Source organism: Gordonia metallireducens (assembly GCF_021245825.1).
GTDB lineage: Bacteria > Actinomycetota > Actinomycetes > Mycobacteriales > Mycobacteriaceae > Gordonia > Gordonia namibiensis.
This window is the reverse complement of record NZ_JAJQJP010000018.1, coordinates 18,021-41,647: the sequence shown is the minus strand read 5'-3', so window position 1 is coordinate 41,647 and position 23,627 is coordinate 18,021. Positions and strand designations below refer to the sequence as shown.

Here is a 23,627-nt window from a genome sequence, read left to right as displayed (position 1 = left end):
AGCGACAGGTACGTCGAGCGCTCCCCAGGGAGTGCATCTAGTCGGGACTGCCGGTCTCCAGGAGCCGCTTGAACGCGTCCTCGTCGAGGACCGGGACGCCGAGCTGTTCGGCCTTGTCGGCCTTGCTTCCCGGCGAATCGCCGACGACGACGTAGTCGGTCTTCTTCGACACCGAGCCCGACGCCTTGCCGCCGCGCTGCAGGATCGCCTCTTTGGCGCCGTCGCGGGAGAAGTCCACGAGCGATCCGGTCACGACGATGGTCTTGCCCTCGAGCGTCCGCGCGATCGAGTCGTCGCGCTCGTCCTCCATCGAAACACCTGCTGCGCGCCACTTCTCGACGATCTCGCGATGCCAGTCGACGGTGAACCAGTCGTGGATCGACTGCGCGAGAGTCATGCCGAGGCCCTCGACATTCGCCAACTGTTCGACGTCAGCCGATTCGATGGCCTCCAGCGAACCGAATTCGGTCGCCAGTGCCCGCGCAGCAGTGGGACCGACGTGGCGGATCGACAGCCCCACCAGCACTCGCCACAACGCCACGTCCTTGGCCTTGTCGAGGTTGGCCAGCAGGCGTTTGCCGTTCGCCGACAACGCGCCGGCCTTGGTCGTGAACAGCTCTGTACGGGCGAGGTCGTCGGCGGTGATGGAGAACAGGTCGCCCTCGTTGCGGATCACCTTCGCCGACAGCAGTGCTGTCGCGGCCTCGTACCCGAGCGCCTCGATGTCGAAGGAACCGCGGCCGGCGAGATGAAAGAGCCGCTCCCGCAACTGAGCCGGGCAACTCTCCTGGTTCGGGCACCGGACGTCGACGTCGGATTCCTTCTCGGGGCGCAGCGGCGTACCGCATTCCGGACAGCGTTCGGGCATCTCGAACTCGACCTCGGAGCCGTCGCGCAGGTCGACGACCGGGCCGAGCACCTCGGGGATCACGTCGCCGGCCTTGCGGATGGTCACCGTGTCTCCGATGAGGACGCCCTTGCGCTTGACCTCCGAGCCGTTGTGGAGGGTCGCGCGGGACACGGTGGACCCGGCCACGAGGACCGGTTCGAGGACCGCGAAAGGCGTGACGCGGCCAGTGCGGCCGACGCCGACCTGGATGTCGCGCAGCTTGGTGGTGGCCTCTTCCGGCGGGTACTTGTAGGCGATCGCCCAGCGCGGAGCCCGCGAGGTGGAACCGAGGCGGCGCTGCAGGGTGAAGTCGTCGACCTTGACCACGATGCCGTCGATCTCGTGCTCTACGTCGTGGCGGTGTTCGCCCCAGTAGGAGATCTTGTCCAGGATCTCGGCGGCGCCCGACGCCTTGGTGGTGTGCGTCGACACCGGCAGTCCCCACGCTCCCAGCGCGAGGTAGGCGTCGTGCAGCGATGCCGGTCGCCACCCCTCGGTGTGGCCGATGCCGTGACAGATCATCCGCAGCTTGCGACGCGCCGTGACCTGCGGATTCTTCTGCCGTAGCGAGCCGGCTGCCGAATTGCGGGGATTGGCGAAGGGGGGCTTGCCGTCGGCCACCAGGGACGCGTTGAGCGCCTCGAAATCCTCGACCCGGAAGAAGACCTCGCCGCGCACCTCGAGGACGTCCGGGATCGGGTACTCGTCGGATGCGGTGAGGCGCTGTGGGATGTCCTCGATGGTGCGGGCGTTGAGCGAGACGTCCTCGCCGGTGCGCCCGTCGCCGCGGGTGACACCGCGTTCCAGGACACCGTTGCGATACACCAGGGCCAGCGCGACGCCGTCGATCTTGAGTTCGCAGAGGAACTCGGCCTCGACGCCGGCGTCGGAGTTGACCCGCTCCACCCACGAGGTCATCTCGTCGTAGTCGAAGACGTTGTCCAGCGACATCATCCGCTCGAGATGGTCGACCGGGGAGAATGCGGTGGAGAAACCGCCGCCGACCAGCTTGGTCGGTGAATCGGGGGTTGCGAGCTCGGGGTGACGTTCCTCGAGGTCCTGCAGACGACGCAGGAGCGCGTCGAACTCCCCGTCGGTGATAACCGGCGAATCTTTCACGTAGTAGCGGAACTGATGCTCGCGGATCTCCTCGGCGAGTGCGGTCCACTGCTCGCGAAGGTCTCCCTCGGGTCCCGATTGCTCGGTCGCCGGGCGCCCCGACTCCGTTGTTTCTGCCACGTTCCGAGGGTATCGGAGTGGTCGGACACCCTTCGAGGCTCGCTCCGCTCGCACCTCAGGGAACAGGAACGGACCGCTCCGCTCGCACCTCAGGGAACAGGAACGGACCGCTCCGCTCGCACCTCAGGGAACAGGAACGGGCCGCTCCGCTCGCACCTCAGGGAACAGGAACGGGCCGCTCCGCTCGCACCTCAGGGAGCAAGAGCGGGTCAGCCGTCGAGTTTCGCCAGCGACCGTTTCGGCGCGACGTGCCGGTAGCTGGCGTCGAGGAGTTCGGCGACCTCGTCCCAGTCGGTGGCGTCGTCGAGGATCAGGCCGAGCCAGCCGAAGGGGCCGTAGTAGGCGGGAACGTAGAACCGCGGGTCCTCTTCGAGGGCGGGCTTCTCCGCTTCGTCGGGAATGAACAGGACCGATTGGTCGTATCGGACCTTGCCGCCCTTCAGGCCGCCGCCGTAGTTGGCGAACATCTTGCCGCATCGGAAGGTCGGGCGGCCGTGCGCGACCACCTCGGTGGCGTCGGGCAGCGCGAGCGCGATCTCGCGCACGCGACCCAGTATCGGGTCGGCGTCGTCGAACATGATCGGATGCGGCACCCTCGCAGAATAGTTCCAGCGGGCAAGGTTGCGCAGAGCTTCTAGCGCCTCACAGCGCCGTCGGGTCGGTACCCAGCAGCTGACCCGCTTCGGCGGACATCGCGAGGGCCTTCTTCGCCCAGCTCTCCGACGCCCCGGCGAGACCACAGGTCGGTGTGACGACGACGTTCTCGGACAACACTTTTCGGTTGAGGCCGATGCGGTCGGTGATGGCAGCGAGGTCGGTCGCGACGGTGTCGGCGTTCACCGGACGCTTCGGCGCGGTGGACGGGATGCGGCCGGCGACGAGGATGTCGCCACGGTCGATGAGCATCCCGATGCCGTCGAGGTCGGCGTCGGCGGGGGCGGTGACGTCGATCGAGTACGCAACGCCCCGCAGGTGTTCGAGGAGGTCCCAGCGGGGTTTGTTGCAGTCGTGCAGGATCACCGGTGCGTCGACGTGTTCGACCAGTTCGGTGAGGGCCCGGGCCGCTTCGACGGCCGGGACCGCCCGGATCGGGTCGAACCGGGTGAGGGGCTTGACGGTTCCGTCGATGACCCGGCCGATCATCGGTTCGTCGATCTGGACGACGACCTGTGCGCCGAGGCGGCGGGTGATTTCGCCGACGTGTTCGCAGAGTCCCTCTGCTGTCGACGCGACGATGTCGCGGACCGCACCCGGATCCTTCAGCACGCGATGGCCGTTGGGCAGTTCCACCGATGCCGAGGTGGTGAACGGGCCGGCGACCTGGACCTTGAACGGCCGGCCGGTACCGACGAATCCTGCTGTCTCCCAGAGTTCTTCGACGACGTCGAGATCTTCCTTGAGGAAGTCGCGGGCGCGGCGGGTGAGCTGCGATTCCCGTTGGGCCAGACGGTATCCCCAGGTCGCGGTGTCCATGGGGAGGTCGACGAGGATCGCGGCCATTCGGCCGATCAGGTCCGAACCCGCTCCGCGACCGGGGAGTTCGACGAGGTGTGCGAGGTCGAGCTCGCCGTTGACCACGGCGGCCGCCGTCCGCGGATCGGTGCCGGGCATCGAGCCCACGCCGGTTCCGACGCCGGTGGGCAGACCGGGTGTGGTCACCGAGCCGCGACTGCGGTCGGCTGCGACGAGGTGGACGCGATGCGCCCACATCCGACGACCTGGTCGCCGCGCTCGGCGTCGGGCAGGTACAGCACGGCGGCCTGCCCGCGTGCGACGCCGGTCAGCGGCTCGTGCAGGACGATGTCGATCGCGGCCTCGCCGTCGATCGTCGTGGGGGTCGCGGTGACGGGTGCGAGTCCGCCGTGCGCACGCACCTGGACCACGGCCTCGAACGGCTCGTCGGGGGTGATGCCCGACGTCCACACCGCACGCGTCGCGGTGATGCCCCAGACCTGCAGGTCCTCGGCGGTACCGACCGTGACCGTGCCCGATTCCGGGTCGATCTCGGTGACGTAGCGGGGCTTGCCGTCGGCGGCGGGGGCGTCGATGCCGAGACCCTTGCGCTGTCCGATGGTGAAGCCGTGAACACCCTCGTGGTCGGCGAGGCGCTCGCCGGAGGAGGCGTCGACGACCGCACCCGGGCGGATGCCGATCCTGGCGCCGAGGAAGGCGCGGGTGTCACCGCTGGGGATGAAGCAGATGTCATGGGAGTCGGGCTTGTCGGCCACCGCGAGACCGCGGCGAGCGGCCTCGGCCCGGATCTCGGCCTTCGGGGTGTCCCCGATCGGGAACAGCGCACGGGACAGCTGCTCGCTCGTCAGGACGGCGAGCACGTAGGACTGGTCCTTGTCGTGGTCGACGGCGCGGCGCAGCTCACCGTCGACGAGCTGTGCGTAGTGGCCGGTGGCGAGTGCGTCGAAGCCGAGGGCGATCGCCTTGTCGGCGAGCGCGGCGAACTTGATCTTCTCGTTGCACGTCAGGCAGGGGTTGGGGGTGCGTCCGGCGGCGTAGGCCTCGACGAATTCGTCGATGACGTCGTCCTTGAACCGGTCGGCGAAATCCCAGACGTAGAACGGGATTCCGAGGACGTCCGCGGCGCGTCGGGCATCCGAGGCGTCCTCGCGCGAACAACAGCCGCGCGATCCGGTGCGCAGGGCTCCGGGCGCGGTGGAGAGAGCGAGGTGGACACCGACGACCTCGTGCCCGGCGTCGACGGCGCGGGCGGCCGCGACCGCCGAATCGACGCCGCCGCTCATTGCTGCGAGTACTCGCATCACGAAACCTTTCCGCCGGGTACGGAGACGAGGCCGGCGGCGCGGGCTCGATCCACGACCTCGTCGATGACCTGGGCCACCGCGTCGATGTCGGCGTCGGTGGTGGTGTGAGAGAGCGAGAACCGCAACGACGACCGCGCGTCGGCCATGTCGAGTCCCATCGCGAGCAGCACGTGACTCGCCTGCGCGACGCCCGCCGTGCAGGCGGAACCGGTGGAGCATTCGATGCCCTTGGCGTCGAGCAGCATGAGCAGGGAGTCGCCCTCGCAGCCGACGAAGGAGACGTGGACGTTTCCGGGGAGCCGGGCGTCTGTCGGGGCACCGTTGCGGACCGCACCCTCGACACCGAGCAGGATCTCGGAGAGTCGCGACGCGAGGGCGCGCACACGGGTGGTGTTCTCCTCCATGTGCTCGACGCACCAGGTCAGCGCGGCGGCCATCCCGGCGGCGCCGGCGACGTCCTGGGTCCCCGACCGCACGTCTCGTTCGTGGCCCCCGCCGTGCTGCAGCGGGACGCAGGCGACCTCGCGACCGAGCAGCAGCGCGCCGACACCCTGCGGACCGCCGAACTTGTGGGCGGCGAGGCTCAGCGCGGACAGTCCGCTGGCGGCAAAGTCGACCGGCAGGTGGCCGACGGCCTGGATGGCGTCGGAGTGCACCGGGACGCCGAATTCGGCTCCGAGCGCGGCGATCTCGGCGACGGGCTGGATGGAACCCACCTCGTTGTTGGCCCACATGACCGAGATGAGGGCCGTCTGGTCGGCGTGCGCCTCGAGTTCGGCCCGCAGATCGGCGGGTGAGACCACGCCGTCGGCGTCGACCGGAAGCACCACGAGTTCGGCGTCGGCGTCGGCCGCGAGCCACTGCGCGGGGTCGAGGACCGCGTGGTGCTCGACCGCCGACACGATGATGCGACGACGCTGATCGTCGTCGCGGCGACGGGCCCAGTAGATGCCCTTGATCGCGAGGTTGTCCGACTCGGTGCCACCGCCGGTGAAGATGACCTCCGACGGCCGGGCACCGACGGCCGCGGCGATTGCCTCGCGCGCCTCCTCGAGGCGGCGTCGGGCGGTCCGCCCGGAACCATGCAGCGACGAGGCGTTGCCCGGGGTGCCGAAGACAGCGGTCATCGCCTCGACGGCTTCGGGCAGCATCTGCGTCGAAGCGGCGTGGTCGAGGTACACGGACGTGCGCGGCGGCACTCGGGTTGGCAGGGGCATCGCTAGCAAGGATAAACGCGCAACCGACGTCGACAAATTCCGCGACGTGTGAGCACTGTGCGTCTCACGCTGGTCATCGGGCACCCGACCACCGGACCCGACCTCGCGGCCGCCTTCTCGGACGTCTCAGACGCGTTCGAGATAGAAGTACAGGTGTCGTCCATCGATCACGCCGCCCTTGCCGTTCATGATGCCCATGACGGTGGTGTCGTCGACACGTTTGAAGTGATCGATGACCGGCTGACCGTCATAGACCATCGACGCGGTGATCTCCCCGCGGAACTCGACCGCCCACAGGCTCGCCTCACCCTTGCCGAGCTTGACGTTCGAGAACAGCTTGCCGTTCTCGTCGCGGCAGACCAGCGGCTGCACATCGCTTCGCGAGGTGAAGGTCTTGCCGAACCAGTTCGCCTTCGCCAGCATCCCGTTGATGGCGTGACCGGTGGTGAACTCGCCGCCCTTCCACGCTCCGAGCATCTCCTCGGGACGCAGCGTCGCCAGTCCTGCCCACACAGTGTCGAGGACCGCGTCGTCGACGAGCCCTTCCGCTTCCCGCAGCTCGAAGAACTTGGCGCGGGCCGCTTCTCGGGTCAGGGTGGACGTCATCGTCGGACTCCTTCGACATACGGCGATCTCCTCGGCCACAAGTGCGGCCGCTTGCGAAGGAACCTATATCAGAGAACGTTCGATGTCACTTTCCGCGGTGTGCAACACACGCTCGCAACGCCGGGACAGTTCACGACGGTCGGCGCCCGGCACCTCGACTCGTTCCAGGCGGACGACCACGGTGAGTCCGCGGGCCCGCAGCACCCGACGCAAGGTGTCGAGCGGCGAGTCGTCGCCGATGAAACTCGGGGCCGTCGCGGCACGCCCGTCGGGCCCGACGAACCGCAGGCGGACCGGGACCACCGGCACCGCCGCGTCGACCGCCGCCTGGAAGAACGCCGGCCGGAACGCGCCGCCGGTCCGGCCGCAGAAGGTCGTCCCCTCCGGGAACACGATCACCGACGATCCGGCAGCCAGTCGCGCGGAGACGTCCCCCACCGCCGCCGGGAGCCCGCGCAGCGTCCCCCGGTCGACCGCGATCACCCCGAACCGACGCGCGAGGCCCGCCACCACCGGCATGTCGACGACATCGGACTTCGCGACCACCGCCGCCGGGCTGACGAGCGCCAGCGCGAGGACGTCGAGAAAGGAGATGTGGTTGGCGACGATGAGCCCGTTCGCGTGCGGGTCGCTTCGCCGGTCGTCGACGACGACCCCGATCCCGAGCGCTGCGAGCAGGGAACCCGCGGCCCGCGCACGCAGTGCTCGTCGGGGCCGCCTGAGGAGCCGCGCCATCGTGCCATCGGCGACGAGCGTCGCGACGAGCCGGCCGGTGGTCGCTCCGAGACGACACAGTCGCGCACCCACAGTCAGGGCATCCGCGACCCGCCTCGTGGCGCACGGACCGAGACACTCCTGCCCGCAGTCGCTGACCGGGAACCACGGGTGACGCTCCACCGGAACGGTGGTCACCGCGTCAGGACCTCGCCGAGCCGAGACGCTGGGCACTCGATCGCAGGCGGTCGAGATAGCGCCGGTTGGCGCCCTCCCGGTCAAGGAGGGTGAGGAAGTCCGCGACGTCGAACACGTCGTCGACAGCGGGCTCACCGCAGATCCGGGCGCCCATCCTCAGGTACCCGCGCATCAGGGGCGGCATGCCGATGATGTCGGAGGGCGTGATGTCGTCGAGGAGGCGCCCACCGATGCGCGCAGCCGTCAGCGGGGTGACGCGTCGTACCGGGTCGGAGTAGTCCTCGCGCAACCGATCACGGACCGCGCGCAGCACGGCTCCGGGCATCCACTCCCCCGGACTGTGCAGCGGCACCGACACGCAACCCATCAGATACCGGTAGCCCGCCAGCTCCATGTACTGGAGCAGAGCGGCCCACATGAGGGCGGTGACCGATCCGTCGCGGTGCCCCGCGTGCACGCATGCTCGGCCCAATTCGACTGTCTCCGAGAAGATGTCGGCCAGTCGACTCAGGTCGAACTCGGTGGACGAGTACCAGCCGCCCGCAGCGATCGCGCGCGGCGGCGCCAGAAGACGTGCGCACCCGATGACGCCGTGGTCGTCGTGCCGCACGATGAGGTGTTCACAGAATTCGTCGAACCGGTCGGCGTCACGGGCGGTGGTCGCGTCGCCGATACGGTCGGAGAAGCCGGGCTCGTCGGCGAAGACCCGGAACCGAAGTCGTTGGGCGGCACGGATGTCGGCGGGGTCGTCGGACACCAGCACCTGGACCGGGCCGGCGGTCAGCAGGGTGGCCGAGACGGCGGAATCGGTTGCCGCAGTGGTGACGATGGACTGCAGAGCGTTCATGCCCCGAATGAAAGCTGCCGCCGGCGTCGCCACGACCACGGCCACGTGACGTGTCGGGGCGATCCGGATGAACACGAGCCGCACCGGCAGCCCCGGGTGAACGCGCCGCAAACACACGGTGGCCCCCGACGCGAACGTCGGGGGCCACCGGGGTACTACGTGATCTTCCAGATCACTTGCGCTTCTTGACCTCTTCGGTCAGCTGCGGGGCGACGTTGAACAGGTCGCCCACGATGCCGTAGTCGGCGATCTCGAAGATCGGCGCCTCTTCGTCCTTGTTGACGGCGACGATGGTCTTCGAGGTCTGCATGCCGGCGCGGTGCTGGATGGCGCCCGAGATACCCAGGGCGACATAGAGCTGCGGCGAGACGGTCTTACCGGTCTGACCGACCTGGAACTGACCCGGGTAGTAGCCGGAGTCGACGGCGGCACGCGAGGCACCGACAGCGGCACCGAGCGCGTCGGCGAGCTCTTCGACGACCGAGAACTTCTCGGCGCTACCGACACCGCGACCACCGGAGACGACGATCGACGCCTCGGTGAGCTCGGGACGATCGCCGCCGATGTTCGGCTCGACCTTGGTGATCTTGACGGCGTTCTCGGCAGCTGCCGGGACCTCCACGTCGACACGCTCGCCGGCGCCGGCCTGCGGAGCGGCCTCGACACCACCGGGGCGGATCGAGATAACCGGGGTGTCGCCCTTGGCCTGGGCCTCGACGGTGAACGCGCCACCGAAGATGGAGTGGATGCCCACGCCACCTTCCTTGACGTCGACGACGTCGGCGAGCACGCCCGAGCCGAGACGCACGGCAAGACGGCCGGCGATCTCCTTGCCGTCGGCGGTGGCCGCGACCAGGATCGCTGCCGGAGCGGCGCTCTCGGCGATCGAGGACAGGACATCGACCTGCGGGTTGACCAGGTAGCCTGCCGCGTCGTCGGACTCGGCGACGTAGATCTTCTCGGCGCCGGCCTCCTTGAGGCCGTCGATGATCGCGTCGGCCGAGCCGGGCTTGCCGACGACGACCGCCGACGGGGTACCGAGAGCGCGGGCGGCGGTGATGAGCTCGCTGGTGACCTTCTTCAGGGCGCCTTCGGCGTCCTGCTCCACGAGCACGAGTACTTCTGCCATGTTGGTTTTCTCCTGAATGTCTGGGGTTCGCCGGATGGACTGGTGGGGAAGATCAGATGATCTTCTGGCCGACCAGGTACTCGGCGACCTTCGTGCCGCCGTCGCCTTCGTCGGTGACGCGCTCGCCCGCGGTCTTCGGCGGCTTCGGGGTGGAGGAGTTCACGACGCTGCCGGCGTTCTCCAGGCCCACATCGGTCGGCTCGACGTCGATCTCGGCCAGCGAAACGACGGTGACTTCTTTCTTCTTCGCGGCCATGATGCCCTTGAAGGACGGGAAGCGGGGCTCGTTGATCTTCTCGTTGACCGAGACGATCGCCGGGAGCTGGGCCTCGATGTGGAAGATGCCCTCGTCGGTCTCACGCTCGCCCTTGAGGGTCTCGCCCTCGAGGGTCAGCTTGCGCAGGTGGGTGAGGTGCGGGAGCTCGAGGTACTCGGCGATCATCGCCGGGATCGCGCCGACGCGACCGTCGGTGGCCTCGTTGCCGGCGATGACGAGCTCGACGCCCTCGACGGTGCCCAGTGCGCGGGCCAGGACGTAGGCGGTCTGGACCGCGTCCGAGCCGTGCAGCGCGTCGTCCTTGATGTGGATCGCCTTGTCGGCGCCCATCGACAGGGCCTTGCGGATGGCGTCGGTGGCCCGGTCGGGACCTGCAGTCAGAATGGTGACCTCGCCGCCGTCGGCTTCCTTGATCTTCAGCGCTTCCTCGACGGCGCGCTCGTTGATCTCATCCAGAACCGCGTCAGCTGCCTCGCGGTCCAGGGTGTAGTCGTCTTCGGACAACTTGCGCTCGGACCACGTGTCGGGAACCTGCTTGATCAGTACGACAATGTTTGTCATTGGTCTTCGTCGACCTCCTGCGTCGGGTTCGGCAACTTACCGGCGGGTAAGGCCATTGGTCTCCACCACTTTAGCGTCTCCTATGTTCTCACTAAACATCGACTACCTCACACTTTGGACCGGCGTCGTACCTGGACAGAGAACCGGCGACGACCTCGGCCGATCGTTCGGTCGGTCGTCGCGGCCGGGACGAACCGGGACGCCGCGACCCCATGCCCTACGCTCTTGCAGATGACTGACGCAGACCTCGGTTCTCCGCCGACGGCCGGGATGACCGGTCTGGAGTCCCTCGACGCCGACCAACAACTGGCGCTGACCGGTGAGCGGACGGTCCCGGGGATTCCCGCGGAGAACTACTGGTTCCGCCGCCACGAGATCGCCTACCGGCACATCCTCGACCGTTGCGCGGGCCGCGCGGTCCTGGAAGCCGGCTCCGGCGAGGGCTACGGGGCCGCGATGATCGCCGACGCCGGGGCGTCGTCGGTGGTCTGCGTCGACTACGACACCTCGGCGGTCGAACACACCCGCCGCCGCTACCCGGGGCTGATCGTGCACCAGGGCAATCTGATCGATCTCCCGCTGGACGACGCCTCGGTGGATCTGGTGGTCAACTTCCAGGTGATCGAGCACCTCTGGGATCAGGCCGCCTTCATCGCCGAGTGCCGTCGTGTGCTGCGTCCGGGCGGTGGGCTGCTGATCTCCACGCCCAACCGGATCACCTTCTCCCCCGGCCGCGACACCCCGCTCAACCCGTTCCACACCCGTGAACTCAACGCCGCCGAACTCACCGAACTGATCGTCGACGGCGGGTTCACCCTCGACGCGATGCTCGGTGTGCACCACGGACCGCGCCTGACCGCACTCGACGAGAAGTGGGGCGGATCGCTGATCGACGCCCAGATCGAGCGGGCGCTCGCAGGCGAACCGTGGCCGACCGATCTCGTCGACGATGTCGCCGGGGTGACCGCCGAGGATTTCGCCGTGCTCGACGCGCGCGACTCCGACATCGACGCCTCGCTCGACCTGTTCGCGGTGGCGACCCGGGACTGAGCAATGACCATCAGCACCCCCGAGGTTCCGGGACAGTTCACCTTCGTCCTGCACTCCCACCTGCCCTGGCTGGCCAACCACGGCCGCTGGCCGGTCGGTGAGGAGTGGCTCTATCAGTCGTGGGCGTCGTCGTACATCCCGCTGTTCGACGTCCTCGAACGTCTCGCCGACGACGGCTTCTCCGACCAGTTGACGCTCGGGATCACCCCGGTCCTGGCCGCGCAGCTCGACGACCCGCACTGTGCGTCGTCGATGTACGAGTGGCTGGCCGACTGGCAGCTGCGGGCGACCGAGGCGGCGACGTCGAACGACCCCGACCGCGCCGACGCAGGTCGTCGTGAGTTCCTCGACGCCCAGCGGGCCCTGGAGACCTTCGAGACGAAGTGGCGACACGGCGCCTCACCGCTGATCCGCCGCGTCGCCTCGAGCGGGGTCGCCGAGATCCTCGGTGGACCCCTCGCGCATCCCTTCGCGCCGCTGCTCGACCCGCGGCTGCGCACCTTCTTCCTTCGTGAAGGCCTCCACGACGCGCACGCGCGCTGGGGCTTCGACCCCGCCGGCATCTGGGCGCCCGAATGCGCCTTCGCGCCGGGCATGGAAGCGGAGTACGCCCGCGCCGGCGTCGGGCACTTCATGGTCGACGGGCCGACCCTGCACGGCGACACCGCACTCGGCCGCCCGGTCGGCGACAGCGGTGTCATCGCCTACGGTCGCGACCTCACCGTGAGTTACCGCGTGTGGTCGCCGAAGTCGGGCTATCCCGGCCACGCCGCCTACCGCGACTTCCACACCTACGATCACGAGTCGGGACTCAAGCGGTTCCGCGTCACCGGACGCTCGGTGCCGGGCGAGGAGAAGAAGCCCTACGACCCGGCCCGGGTCGACGCCGTGATCGACCGCCACGTCGAGGACTTCGTCGGACACGTCCGCGAGCGGCTCATCGCGGAGTCGGAGCGCATCGGCCGCGACGCACTGGTGGTCGCCGCCTTCGACACCGAGCTCTTCGGGCACTGGTGGCATGAGGGTCCGATCTGGCTCGAACGCGTCCTGCGTCGCCTGCCCGAGGTCGGGGTGAAGGTCGGAACCCTCGCCGGCGCAACGCAATCCGGTCTCGTCGGCGACCCGGTCGATCTTCCCGCGTCGTCGTGGGGATCCGGTAAGGACTGGCGCGTGTGGAACGGTCCGCAGGTGCAGCATCTCGTCACCCTCAATGAGGAGGTGACCGAGACGGCGCTCGACGCCGTGGCCAAACTCCTCGCCGGTGGCGGTGAACGCAGCCGCGTCGCCGACCAGATCGTTCGGGAAGCCCTGCTCACGGTGTCTTCCGACTGGCCGTTCATGGTGTCGAAGGACACCGCCGCGCAGTACGCTGTGTCCCGGGCGCACACGCACGCACACGCCACGCGGGAGATCAGCGATGCCGCACTCCGCGGTCGCGACGACGCGGCGGCGACGCTCGCGCAGAACTGGGCGCGGGCCGACAATCTCTTCCCCGCACTCGATGCGCGCCGTCTGCACGCGATCCTGACCGCGGATGCCGAGGGGAGCATCTCATGAAGATCTTGTTCGTGTCGTGGGAGTACCCACCCGTCGTCGTCGGCGGGCTGGGTCGGCATGTGCATCATCTTGCCACCGAGATGGCCGCCGCCGGAAACGATGTCGTGGTCCTGACCCGCCGCCCGTCCGGTACCGACGCACTCACGCATCCGACGACCGACACCGTTGTCGAAGGCGTGCGCGTGATCGCGGTCGCCGAGGATCCGCCGGAGTTCGATTTCGGTCAGGACATGATGGCCTGGACTCTGGCGATGGGCCATTCCTTCATCCGTGCCGGACTCAAGATCCTCGCCGGCGAGCGGGCTTTCGCAGATTCGTCGACTCGATGGATTCCGGATGTCGTGCACGCGCACGACTGGCTGGTCGCCCACCCGGCGATCGCGCTGGCCGAATTCTTCGATGTGCCATTGGTTTCCACCATCCACGCCACCGAGGCCGGCCGGCACAGTGGCTGGGTCAGCGGCCGCACCAACCGGCAGGTGCATTCGGTGGAGTGGTGGCTCGTCGCCGAATCCGACGCTCTCATCACGTGTTCGGCGTCCATGCGCGACGAGGTGAACCGATTGTTCGGTTACGACGCCGCCGACATCTCCGTGATCCACAACGGAATCGACATCCGCACATGGCCGTTCGCGGCACGAACGCGGACCAGCGGCCCGGCGGAACTGTTGTTCGCCGGCCGCCTCGAATACGAGAAGGGTGTGCAGGACCTGCTGGCAGCACTCCCCCGTATCCGTCGCAGTCATCCGGGGACCACCCTCACCATCGCCGGTGACGGCACCCAGCGAGAGTGGTTGATGGAGCAGGCCCGCAAGCATCGGGTGAGCAAGGCGGTGCGGTTCATCGGCGCCGTCGACCACGACCAGTTGGTGACCCTCATGCACCGCTGCGACGCCATCGTGTTGCCGAGCCGCTACGAGCCGTTCGGCATCGTCGCCTTGGAGGCAGCGGCCACCGGTATCCCGCTGATCGTCTCGACCGCCGGCGGTCTGGGCGAGGCCGTGCAGGAACCCGATACCGGCCTCACCTTCGAACCGGCCGACGTCGCCGGACTCGCCGCTGCAGTACGAGCGACGCTCTCCGACCCCGGCGCGGCAGCACAACGAGCTGTCCGCGCGCGGGCCCGACTCACCGCCGAGTTCTCCTGGGCCGAGGTGGCCGAACGCACCGCATCGGTGCACCTGGCCGCCAAGCGCCGGGTGCGTCACCCCGTCGGACGTCCGGATATCCCGATGCGGCCACTTCCGGAACGCGACCCCGGAAAACCCGTCGAGCCCTGATTTGTACTTTCCATAACAAATTAGTCTCTAGCATCACCAATAACATCCGTTTCGAAAGCGGACCCTGTTCCGATTCGCTAACGTGACGCGCATTGCCCACAGCAAACATTTCTGGGGCGCGGCTTTCCCTGAAAGGGGCACGTTCATGAATCGGAAAACAAAGGGCGCCATTGCCGTCGGCGCGGGCGCGATCCTGCTCCTCGGAGGTATGGGGTCGTATGCGTTGTGGAGTGATGCGGAGGACGTTGCGGGCGCGGATATAACAGCGGGAGCCTTCGGACTCGCATGCCCGAACGGGGCGTGGACGGACGTCTCGGGAGACGTTCCAGTCACCGCTGTGACACCAGGCACCACGCTCATGGTCCCCGGCGACATTTGGGAGTACAACGTCACTTGTACTGTCACTGCCACGGGTAAGAATATGCGTGCTCAACTCTCGGTGACCGACCTCGGGACAGACTCGACGTTGCCTCCCACAAGTCGGGTCGACATCGAAACCGAAGTTGACAATGCCGCCTACACCAATGCGCCGATTGTCGTGTCCGGTGGCCAGGTGTTGCCTGTCAAAGTCACAGTGGCCTTCGACCCTGCAACAACAGGTACCGATTTCACCAACGGTCAGATCAATGTCAGTGGCATGCAGATCATGCTGAATCAGGTCCGTCCGTCGTAGCGCTGGTCTACTCGTGCCCGCGGCCCTGAAGCGGCGGGGCGTCCTCTTCGCGGCCCTCGCGATCGGGGTGGTCGTGCTGATCTTCGGATCGGTACAGACCACTCTGGCACTGTGGACCGCGCAGGCGGATGGCCCCACGTCCAACATCACCACCGGAACTATCGGTCTCGCACCGGGTTCCGGTGGTGGTTCGTCGTTCACTTTCCCTGCACTGAACGGGACCAACATGCTTCCCGGCCAGTCGTCGCAGGCGGTCCTGACGATCGCCAACACCGGCTCTACACCGCTTTTGTTCCATCTGGCCTCCGCCGGACCAGTGGTCTCGACCCCCGGTGCGTCAGTCTCGATCAAGCTGTCCGGGAGTCAAACGCCGACATGTCCCGGTGCCGCTGTCCCCTTGAGTGACGCGTTCACCGCGACCAACGCCATCAATACCCTTACCGATATCGATGGCACGGTGGTCCCACTCGGGGTGGACGCCTCGACCACGTGGTGCATTCGCGCCGAACTGGTTTCGGTGAGCGGGCAAACGCCGGCCACCTTCACCATCAACTTCATTTTCAAGGCGGACCAGGACCGACCATGAACGAGTACACGCACGTGCCGGGCACGACGGTCGACGAACAACGAACTATCGAGTTTGTGAAAGCTGCCCCGCCGCTGACTGATTCGGCTTATACCAAGTCGCCCGATAGAGATAGCGCAGACGGCACTGACACCAAGCATGGCGCCCTCCACTTTTTGCGGCAAGGCATCTCCTGGCTGCTGCTCATCGGGGCCGTCGCGATCCTGTGTGCGACGATCCTGATCCCGAAGATCGCCGGCGCACAGCCCTATACGGTTCTCACCGGTTCGATGAAGCCGGACTATCCGCCGGGCACGCTCATCGTCGTGAAACCGCGGCCTGCGGATGAGATCGGCGTCGGTGATGTCGTGACCTATCAGATTCGTTCGGGTTCACCAGAAGTCATCACGCATCGGGTCATCGAGGTGACCGAGAACCCGCAGGGCGAGCTCCGATTCGTAACCCAGGGTGACAACAACGGACTCGCCGATGCCGAGCCCGTCCGGCCCGTGCAGGTGCGGGGCACCCTCTGGTACTCGGTGCCCTACATCGGTTGGGTCAACAACTGGTTTACCGGCCAGCGCCGCACGGTGCTGATCTTCGCGGCCGCGGGCGCGCTGTTCGTCTACGGCGGATGGCAATTCATCGCCGATCGTCGCCAGAAGAGCGACGTGAGCGATTCCGACGCCGCACCAACCGATCCGGAGACGAGTGCATGAGTCGTCTGAGGTGGTCGCCGGGTGCGTCACGCCGGGTGCGTGCGATGCTGACGTGCGGGATCCTGCTGACCACCAGCGCTATCGGCACCACTGCCCTGTGGTCTACGACTGCCGCAACCACATCAGGCACCTTCACCACCGCGAACCTCGAGATCAAGGCGAACGGCTCTGTCGCGCACACGTTCGCGTTTCCCGGCTCGCTCGTGCCGGGTGACACGACCGCCAACGTGGTGACCGTTCAGAACACTGGCACCGTGGCATTCACCTACAGCGCCAAGGTGTCGAGCGCCACCACCCTCGGGCGCGCCATGCAACTGCGCGTCGTGACCGGCGGCACGGTCAGCGGTTCCGTTTGTACGGGCGGTACGCAGCTGGTCACCGGTGTGCCGATCACTGCCACCGCCACGACGTTTGCCACCCGCCCGTCCCTGGCCGCGGCGACCGGCGCCGAGGCGTTGTGTATGCAGCTGACCTTGCCCACGAACGCTGCCGGGACCCTGGCCGGGACCACCGGAACAGTCACCTTCACGTTCGACGCGGCGGTGCCGTGATGCAGTACATCGACGTCGACATCGAGGACTCCCCGACCGTCGAGTTCGCGGTACCCATTCCTCGCCACCGAGCCGATCGCCTGCTGACAGTCAGTGCTGTTGCCGGCAGCATCTGTCTGATCGCAACGGTCCTCGCGCTGGTCTTCGGGGTCCGTCCGATGATCTTCGAGACCGGGTCCATGGCGCCCACGATCCCAACCGGCTCGCTAGGACTGAGTCATTCGGTGACGGCCACCTCGATCCAGCAGGGTGACGTCGTGAGCGTTATTCGCGACGACGGCGTGCGGGTCACGCACCGAGTTGAGTCAGTCGACGGGCGTACCGGCAATTCCGTGTCGCTCACGCTGCGCGGTGATGCGAACGACGTCGCCGATTCGCATACGTACGTCGTCACCGAGGTCGACCGCGTTTTCGGGACGGTCCCGCTTCTCGGTTACATCGCCGCCTGGCTGAAGAACCCGTACACGCTTGCTCTACAAGCTCTCGCAATTCTGCTGCTCCTCGCCGTCGCATTCGCACCGAAACAGGGATGGCGGAATTCGCCAGCAGGGCAGCGAATTCTGGCAGGAACTGCTGCAACCCTGGTCGTCGCGCTGGGCGCGTCGACGGTTCACGGCACTGGGGATGCTCATGCGCTCACTGGGCGAGCGACTGCGACCGGTGCGGTCACCGCGGGAAGGCCGGCGAACCCCACGTCGTTCACGTGCAACAACATCACCGTATCCCTTCTGGGAATCATCGGATTGTTCTCGTCCGTCGAGCTGAGCTGGCCCAACCCAGCAGGGAACTCGCGTTACCAGTATGAGCTCGCCTTTCCCGGGGGCCAGGTCGAAGTCCTCGACGCCTCGACTCTCGCGAACCCTGCGACGTTTCGGGTTCAGGGCGGCCTTCTCCAGACCCTGATCGCCCTGCTTCTCGGTGGTGGCACATTCTCTGTGCGCCTGACCAATACGGTCGGTGAATTCCGGTCTGTCTCCTACCTCAGCCAGACCATACGAAGCACGACGACCCTCGAGATCCCAGCCGGTATCAAATGCGTGACCCAGGGAACCGTTAACGGCCCAGCAGGGGCAGCATTTCGTGCGGTACCGGAGTCGGCCCCCGGTTCTCCGGAGTCCGCCGATCCCGGAGCGTCGGAAGACAGCGAAGCCGAGTCCGTCGAACCCACCGAGACCACGACATCGGAGACCGCCGAACTTCCGGACGGCGGAACCTTGTCCGATGCCGGCGATTACGCCTACTACGAGTCGAGCGGCAAGGTGACGATACGTAGCGCGGAAACCGGCGACCGTGAGTACGAGGGCCAGTACCCCCCGAACAGCGAGATACGTTGGCTTCCCGGCACCTCGACCCTGGAGATCACCGAACCCGACGGCACGGTGACAACCGTCGAGCGGGACGGGAACCGGTGGACCGAGACCGTCGTCGAACCTGCAGCCGCCGGGGCCAAGGCTCCGATCGAGGACAGCGACGCGCCGTCGGACTCGACACCTACCCCTGCCGCCACATCGGTACCGTCTGCGGATGGCCCAGCCGAATCCTGATCCGTACCGGCTGCGCGGTCGAAACGAGGTCGCGTGCGACGTCGACCCGGCCGCGCGAGCACAGCCGAGCTCGCAGGACCGGACTGACGTCGCGCGCGACATCAATCCAGACAGCCGGACGCTACTTCGCCCGCTCTGCGGCAGCTTTCTCGGCGGCGGCCTTCTTGCGTTCGATGTCGGCGAGGGCGCGTTCGAGTTCGGCGCGCTGTTCGGCGTTCTTGGCCCAGTCGTCCATGCGGTTCTTGACCACGCGGGCGGGGGCTCCGACCGCGATCGAGTAGTCGGGGATCACGCCCTTGACCACCGCATGCGAGCCGAGAACACAGCCGCGGCCGACGATGGTGTTGCGCAGCACCGACACCTTGGCCGCCACCCAGGTGTCGGGTCCGATGCGGACCGGGCCCTTCACGATGCCCTGGTCCTTGATGGGGAGCGTGATGTCGTCCATCTTGTGGTCGAAGTCGCAGATGTAGCACCAGTCGGCCACGAGCGTGGACCCGCCGATCTCGAGGTCGAGGTAGGCGTTCACGACGTTGTTGCAGCCGAAGACGGTCTTGTCGCCGATCTTCAGGCTGCCCTCGTGGCACCGGATCGAGTTGCCGTCGCCGATGTGCACCCAACGGCCGATCTCCATCCGGGCCAGTTCCGGAGTGCAGTGGATCTCCACGTTGCGGCCGAGGAACACCATGCCGCGCAGCACGACATGCGGGTTGGCCAGGCGGAACTTCGCAAGACGGTAGTAACGGACCAGGTACCACGGGGTGTACGCGCGATTGCGTTTTACCCAGCGCAGCGAATCGAGAGTGAGGAATCGTGCCTGCTCGGGATCGCGGCGACGGCCGGCGCGGCGTCGGGACCGGTAGGAGGCGTTCCACATGGTGGTCATGGGACAAACCCTAAACGACCGGTTTTTCGCACACGATAGGCTCACTGCTGGCACGTCTCGTGCCGGTGAGGACCGACGATGAGGAGCAGGATGGCCTTGGCACGACCGCAGGTGTCCCGACACCGCCGATCTGCGCTGACCCGCCTGTTCGTCGCCGTCACGGCCGTGAGCTCGCTGGTACTCGCCGGCTGCTCCGACGGGCACATCGACGTCCGCTCGATCCCGAGCGTCGGCTGGCCCAGCTACGGCGGCGTCCCCGGCAACGCGAACTTCGCCTACGCCGACGTCCCCGACGACCTCGCCCTCAGCTGGACGCGCCCCACCGGCGGACCGGTCACCGCACCCGTCACGATCTCGGGCAAGGGCAACGTCGGCGTCACCTCGAATGCCGCCCAGGGCTGCAACGTCCTGGTGCTCGACGGCCGGTCGGGCCGCAAGAACTTCTGCAAGGACATGCGCGCCGGCGTCGAGGTCAACGCGATGCTCGTCGACCAGTACGACCAGCCGTACCTCGGCGAGGAGACCACCTTCCTCGCGTACAACGCCGGTGGTGCGATCCGCTGGCGTGCCGGCGTCATCGGGGTGCCGCTGTCGGCGAAGTTCGCCGCCCCGAACGAGGTGCTCGTGACGACGACGCAGGGCCAGATCCTGCTCATCGACACCCAGCGCAACGAACTGACCGCCCCCGAGGTGAAACTGCGCGACGACGCCGACCCCGAACAGCCGCTCCTCGGCTTCGGCGACTGCGTGCGCAACGGACCGCAATGCGCGATCCCGGCACCCGCTGCAGTCGACACCGGCCGAGAACGCTTCTACCTCAACTTCTTCCCCCAGGGCGCGGCGTCGTCGCAGATCCGGGCGATGAAGTACAACAAGGTCGCCGGGAAGCGCGAGGTGCGGACCGCCTGGCAGGCCGACATCCCGAGCGGCGTCATCGGTACGCCGACCCTGTCAGCCGACGGCGCCACGCTCTACGCCTTCTCGCGGGACGGCAAGATCGTCGCGCTGAACACCGAGAACGGGTCGACCAAGTGGACCCAGGACATCGGCGGCCACGGCTTCGCGACGATGACCGTGTCACCTGACGGCCTGATCATCCCCACCGGGTCGCTCGGCGCCCCGCTCACCCTGTACCGCGATGCGGGTGACCGCGCCGAGAAGGTGTGGCAGCGCGCCGATCTCGCCACGGTCAGTCTCTCCGCGCTGACCCAGCAGAAGACCGCCTGGACCGTCGTCCGTGACCCCGGCAAGGACACCCTGTCACTGGTGGAGGTCTCGACCGACGACGGGGCGACGAAACGTACCCTTCCGCTGCCGAATTCGTCAGGGTTCGCGACCGGTGTCTCGGTCTCCTTCTCAGGGCAGATCGCGACCGCGACCAACCTCGGCGAGGTGTACTTCTTCGACAGCAAAGCCAACCTCAGATAGAGCGTCCGAACAAAGAATGCGGGCTGAGTGCCCGAAACCAGCACTCAGCCCGCATTTCTGTTTCTACGTGGTCGCTCAGAGTTCCTTGCTCGCCGCGTCGGGATTGAGGAAGAACAGTCCCGCGATCCGGCCGTCGGCGTCGAACGCGACGCGGAAGACCATCTCCCCGGCCTCCTGCTCCAGCGGGACGTCGACCACCGTGTGCAGGCCGTGACCGCGCACGAAAGGCGTTCCGGTGCTCTCGAGTTCACCCTGGAGAGCCACCACCGCCGCCCAGGCGTCGGCGAGTGCGGTGTCCGACAGGGCAGCCGTCATCGTCTCGTCGAAACGTGCTGTGACACTGGCCCACTCCGTCTTGGTGATCTTCTCGATGATGTCGAGGGCCATGACGTCGGCGTGGGCGATCGTGACTTTCTGCATGGGTGCTCCTGTTCTGGGGTCGATGGGTTTGCCGAAGCGCTGGAACGCCGCCTGACGGGTGACACCGACGACGTCGCCGATCTCCTGCCAGGTACATCCGAACTCTCGTGCGGCGCGAGCCGTGGCGCTGAGCAATTCCTCTGCGCGACGGCCCAGTTGGAGTGCGTCATGGACTCGGGTCAGTGCCGCTTCGCGAGCACCCGGGTCCCCCGGTTCGGAACCGGGTCCGGTTGCCACACTGCGCGCGTACCGCTCGATCTCCCGTGCTGTTTCTTCCACCTCGGACACTTGTAAAGATTAGATTTACAAGCATCGAGGTGTCAAGCTCCGGTTTACAAAGGTCTCGTCAGAACCTCACGCCCGGCTCGCAGATGAATGCGGCCCCTTTGCGTCCGATCCGGGTGAGCACCACCGACAGTGGGCGGTCGCCCTTGGGTTTGAGCTTCTTGCGGAGCTGGTCGGGGTCGACGTCGAGGCCGCGGACGAGGATCTCCAGTGGGCCGCAACCGTGGGCCGCCAGGGCCTTGCGGAGAATCTTCTCCGTCACCCCGACCTGCTCGATCACCCGGAACCCGCGCGCCCCGGCGGGCACCGAATCGCCGGTCAGGTAAGCGATCTGCGGGTCGAGTTGCCACAGACCGAAGCGGTGGGCGTAGTGCTTGACGAGCCCGGCCCGGACGATCGCGCCGTCCGGATCGACAATCCACTCCCCCGCCTCGCCGGCCGGTACGTCGTCGTCCTCGTGATCGGTGATCTCGAACTCCGTCACCGTACCGTCGGGCCGGGTGCGCAGAACCGTTGCCCGGCGCCGGGACTCGACTCCCGGCCCCGACCACAGACAGGCTTCGCGGACGCCGCCATCGAGCGAGGTCACCTGTACCTCGCCGTCGAAACCGAACCGGTTGCGCAGCATCTGATGATCCAGTCCGGGAGCACATTTCACGATCAGTGTGCGGCCCGCATAGGTGGCGAGCAGTTCGAGCAGCGGTGGGGTCAGCTGGTCGAGACGGAAGATCCGGCCGGCGTCGGAGCGTCGAGCAGGGTCGGCGAGAAGAACATCCGCAGTCGAGGTCGGGGTCAACGCGTCGGCGACCAGAAGCGTCGCACCGGGAACGTTGTGGCGCGCCATCGCGAGCCGGACGCGGTCGAGGTCGCTGCCGATCACTCCGGCGATGCCGTTGACGCGCACCAGTTCCCGGAGCTCTGCACCGATCGAACAGGTCATGTCGTGAACCACCGACGCCGGGTAACGAGTGGAGATCTCGGCGGCGCGATGAGCGGCCACGACCGACGCTGTCGCCTGCTGCAGCCCGTCGTCGGTGAGCAACAACCCCGCCGGGTCCCGCAGCTTCGCTGTGGCTCGCCGACGGTTCCGGACGGTCTCGATCAGCGCGGCGTCGTGCGGGGCGTACCGACTGCGCACCTCGGTGATGTCGGACAGCATCGACGCGGGGGTGAGCGCCAGACCCGACACCGTCTCCAGCGCCTTCTCACCGTGGCGCGACCGCAGGAACGCGACGTCGTCGAGACCGAAGGAATAGCTCATGATCCTTGCAGGCTACCGTCGTCACCTGCCCCTCCCCGGATCGCCCGCCACGTCTGCGACGATGGCGGATGTGAACGTCCACGACGACCGTCCGCGGCATCCCCGGCGCATCGCGGTCGCGGGGGTGTCCGGCGTCGGCAAGACGACCACGGCGCGCCGGATCGCCGGACTCCTCGACGTTCCGCATGTGGAGATCGACGCCCTCCACCACGGTCCGGGCTGGGTACGCCGACCCGAGTTCCTCGACGATGTACGGGAGTTCCTGGCAGGCGACGCCTGGGTGACCGAGTGGCAGTACCGCGACGCGCGACCGTTGATAGCCGCGCGTGCCGAACTGCTGGTCTGGCTCGACCTGCCCTACTGGACGACCACTTTCCCTCGCGTCGTGAGGCGTACTGTGCGGCGGCGACTGCGGCGCGAGGTCTTGTGGAACGGCAACCTCGAGGCGCCCCTGCGGACCATCTTCACCAACCCCGAGCACATCATCCGGTGGTCGGTGAGCCAACGGCACGCGGTCGCCGCGGTGGTACCGCAGCTCCAGCGGTCAGAGCCTGGACTTCCGGTCGTGCGGTTGCGATCCCAGGCCGACGTCGACGCGTGGCTCGCCGGACTCTCCTGATCGGTCCTACTGGCGCAACTCCACGATCGACGTGACGACGGTGGTCCGATCGTCGGTGACCAGCGACTCGTCGTCCGGGTCCTGCTCGGCCAGCACCACGTGCCTGGCGTTGGCGACGTTCAGCAGATGCACCGTGCCCTCAACGTCGAGAGCAATGGGTTCGCGCTTCTCGATGACCTCGTGAAGGAACTGCCTCACCTCCGGCACCGGGTCACTGAAGAGCAGACGGATCTCGAACTCATCGGACGACAGCAGGGTGGCCATAGCCAATGGTTGCACGCAGGATGCGGCCCCGGTCCCGAAAACGACGATCGGGCCGTCGCGGAAGCGACGAC

Annotated in this window: 24 protein-coding genes; 10 read left to right on the top strand and 14 right to left on the bottom strand. The window is 67.3% G+C overall.

The genetic code is table 11. The features are described 5' to 3' along the window. Positions 1 to 37 precede the first annotated feature (37 nt). From ligA to LQD00_RS06100, 10 genes are all read right to left on the bottom strand, one after another. Positions 38 to 2,128, bottom strand: coding sequence for an NAD-dependent DNA ligase LigA (ligA, locus tag LQD00_RS06145; RefSeq protein WP_232716127.1), 2,091 nt, complete (start codon positions 2,126 to 2,128; stop codon positions 38 to 40). Between the two features lie 209 nt (positions 2,129 to 2,337). Continuing rightward, the gene (locus LQD00_RS06140) at positions 2,338 to 2,721 is read right to left on the bottom strand and encodes an MmcQ/YjbR family DNA-binding protein (RefSeq protein WP_232716126.1); all 384 of its coding nucleotides are present in this window, start codon (positions 2,719 to 2,721) and stop codon (positions 2,338 to 2,340) included. A gap of 49 nt (positions 2,722 to 2,770) precedes the next feature. After that, positions 2,771 to 3,838, bottom strand: coding sequence for a uroporphyrinogen decarboxylase/cobalamine-independent methonine synthase family protein (locus tag LQD00_RS06135; RefSeq protein ID WP_232716125.1), 1,068 nt, complete (start codon positions 3,836 to 3,838; stop codon positions 2,771 to 2,773). Next, positions 3,784 to 4,902: a tRNA 2-thiouridine(34) synthase MnmA gene (gene mnmA / locus LQD00_RS06130; protein ID WP_232716124.1), complete on the bottom strand. Its 1,119-nt coding sequence runs from the start codon at positions 4,900 to 4,902 to the stop codon at positions 3,784 to 3,786. Before mnmA ends, LQD00_RS06135 begins: the two co-directional genes overlap by 55 nt. After that, positions 4,902 to 6,104 (bottom strand): cysteine desulfurase family protein, encoded by a 1,203-nt coding sequence (locus LQD00_RS06125; protein ID WP_406566967.1) that lies wholly within the window; start codon positions 6,102 to 6,104, stop codon positions 4,902 to 4,904. Before LQD00_RS06125 ends, mnmA begins: the two co-directional genes overlap by 1 nt. Positions 6,105 to 6,248: 144 nt before the next feature. Next, positions 6,249 to 6,728 (bottom strand): DUF4334 domain-containing protein, encoded by a 480-nt coding sequence (locus LQD00_RS06120; protein WP_006359407.1) that lies wholly within the window; start codon positions 6,726 to 6,728, stop codon positions 6,249 to 6,251. Between the two features lie 63 nt (positions 6,729 to 6,791). Then, the gene (locus LQD00_RS06115; RefSeq protein ID WP_232716122.1) at positions 6,792 to 7,640 is read right to left on the bottom strand and encodes a lysophospholipid acyltransferase family protein; all 849 of its coding nucleotides are present in this window, start codon (positions 7,638 to 7,640) and stop codon (positions 6,792 to 6,794) included. Positions 7,641 to 7,644: 4 nt separating this feature from the next. Continuing rightward, positions 7,645 to 8,571: a GNAT family N-acetyltransferase gene (locus LQD00_RS06110; protein WP_232716121.1), complete on the bottom strand. Its 927-nt coding sequence runs from the start codon at positions 8,569 to 8,571 to the stop codon at positions 7,645 to 7,647. An 88-nt stretch (positions 8,572 to 8,659) separates the two neighbouring features. Beyond that, the gene (locus LQD00_RS06105) at positions 8,660 to 9,616 is read right to left on the bottom strand and encodes an electron transfer flavoprotein subunit alpha/FixB family protein (protein WP_232716120.1); all 957 of its coding nucleotides are present in this window, start codon (positions 9,614 to 9,616) and stop codon (positions 8,660 to 8,662) included. Between the two features lie 52 nt (positions 9,617 to 9,668). Further along, entirely contained in the window at positions 9,669 to 10,454 is a 786-nt protein-coding gene (locus tag LQD00_RS06100; protein ID WP_232716119.1) for an electron transfer flavoprotein subunit beta/FixA family protein, read from the bottom strand. Between the two features lie 231 nt (positions 10,455 to 10,685). Here LQD00_RS06100 and LQD00_RS06095 point away from each other — a divergent pair, with 231 nt between their 5' ends. From LQD00_RS06095 to LQD00_RS06060, 8 genes are all read left to right on the top strand, one after another. Then, complete coding sequence (locus LQD00_RS06095) at positions 10,686 to 11,504, top strand: class I SAM-dependent methyltransferase (RefSeq protein ID WP_406566965.1); 819 nt, start codon at positions 10,686 to 10,688, stop codon at positions 11,502 to 11,504. Between the two features lie 3 nt (positions 11,505 to 11,507). Further along, positions 11,508 to 13,061 carry a 1,4-alpha-glucan branching protein domain-containing protein gene (locus LQD00_RS06090; protein ID WP_232716118.1) on the top strand — a complete coding sequence of 518 codons (1,554 nt, stop codon included), beginning with the start codon at positions 11,508 to 11,510 and terminating at the stop codon, positions 13,059 to 13,061. Next, positions 13,058 to 14,341, top strand: coding sequence for a glycosyltransferase family 4 protein (locus LQD00_RS06085; RefSeq protein ID WP_232716117.1), 1,284 nt, complete (start codon positions 13,058 to 13,060; stop codon positions 14,339 to 14,341). Before LQD00_RS06090 ends, LQD00_RS06085 begins: the two co-directional genes overlap by 4 nt. 82 nt (positions 14,342 to 14,423) lie before the next feature. After that, complete coding sequence (locus LQD00_RS06080) at positions 14,424 to 15,014, top strand: alternate-type signal peptide domain-containing protein (RefSeq protein ID WP_232716116.1); 591 nt, start codon at positions 14,424 to 14,426, stop codon at positions 15,012 to 15,014. Positions 15,015 to 15,027: 13 nt separating this feature from the next. Continuing rightward, positions 15,028 to 15,600: a hypothetical protein gene (locus LQD00_RS06075; RefSeq protein WP_232716115.1), complete on the top strand. Its 573-nt coding sequence runs from the start codon at positions 15,028 to 15,030 to the stop codon at positions 15,598 to 15,600. Continuing rightward, positions 15,597 to 16,298: a signal peptidase I gene (locus LQD00_RS06070; RefSeq protein WP_232716114.1), complete on the top strand. Its 702-nt coding sequence runs from the start codon at positions 15,597 to 15,599 to the stop codon at positions 16,296 to 16,298. The genes LQD00_RS06075 and LQD00_RS06070 overlap by 4 nt, the downstream gene beginning before the upstream one ends. Further along, on the top strand, positions 16,295 to 16,849 hold the full coding sequence (locus LQD00_RS06065; RefSeq protein WP_232716113.1) for a hypothetical protein: 555 nt from the start codon (positions 16,295 to 16,297) through the stop codon (positions 16,847 to 16,849). The genes LQD00_RS06070 and LQD00_RS06065 overlap by 4 nt, the downstream gene beginning before the upstream one ends. Then, complete coding sequence (locus LQD00_RS06060; protein WP_232716112.1) at positions 16,849 to 18,393, top strand: signal peptidase I; 1,545 nt, start codon at positions 16,849 to 16,851, stop codon at positions 18,391 to 18,393. The genes LQD00_RS06065 and LQD00_RS06060 overlap by 1 nt, the downstream gene beginning before the upstream one ends. Before the next feature lie 121 nt (positions 18,394 to 18,514). On the opposite strand, the gene LQD00_RS06055 is transcribed toward LQD00_RS06060, so the two are convergent. Continuing rightward, entirely contained in the window at positions 18,515 to 19,279 is a 765-nt protein-coding gene (locus tag LQD00_RS06055; RefSeq protein WP_232716111.1) for an acyltransferase, read from the bottom strand. A gap of 90 nt (positions 19,280 to 19,369) precedes the next feature. Between LQD00_RS06055 and LQD00_RS06050 the strand changes: the two genes are divergently transcribed. Continuing rightward, positions 19,370 to 20,707: an outer membrane protein assembly factor BamB family protein gene (locus LQD00_RS06050; protein WP_232716110.1), complete on the top strand. Its 1,338-nt coding sequence runs from the start codon at positions 19,370 to 19,372 to the stop codon at positions 20,705 to 20,707. A gap of 75 nt (positions 20,708 to 20,782) precedes the next feature. Here LQD00_RS06050 and LQD00_RS22830 read toward each other — a convergent pair whose 3' ends face one another. Continuing rightward, on the bottom strand, positions 20,783 to 21,415 hold the full coding sequence (locus LQD00_RS22830) for a DUF3887 domain-containing protein (RefSeq protein WP_232716109.1): 633 nt from the start codon (positions 21,413 to 21,415) through the stop codon (positions 20,783 to 20,785). Positions 21,416 to 21,473: 58 nt separating this feature from the next. Continuing rightward, positions 21,474 to 22,673: a class I SAM-dependent methyltransferase gene (locus tag LQD00_RS06040; RefSeq protein ID WP_232716108.1), complete on the bottom strand. Its 1,200-nt coding sequence runs from the start codon at positions 22,671 to 22,673 to the stop codon at positions 21,474 to 21,476. Here LQD00_RS06040 and LQD00_RS06035 point away from each other — a divergent pair. Continuing rightward, positions 22,672 to 23,292 carry a P-loop NTPase family protein gene (locus LQD00_RS06035; protein ID WP_232716107.1) on the top strand — a complete coding sequence of 207 codons (621 nt, stop codon included), beginning with the start codon at positions 22,672 to 22,674 and terminating at the stop codon, positions 23,290 to 23,292. The two genes, LQD00_RS06040 and LQD00_RS06035, sit on opposite strands and share 2 nt — an antisense overlap. A 6-nt stretch (positions 23,293 to 23,298) precedes the next feature. Here the strand turns inward: LQD00_RS06035 and LQD00_RS06030 are convergent, their stop codons facing one another. Continuing rightward, positions 23,299 to 23,556 (bottom strand): hypothetical protein, encoded by a 258-nt coding sequence (locus LQD00_RS06030; protein ID WP_232716106.1) that lies wholly within the window; start codon positions 23,554 to 23,556, stop codon positions 23,299 to 23,301. Between the last annotated feature and the right edge of the window lie 71 nt (positions 23,557 to 23,627).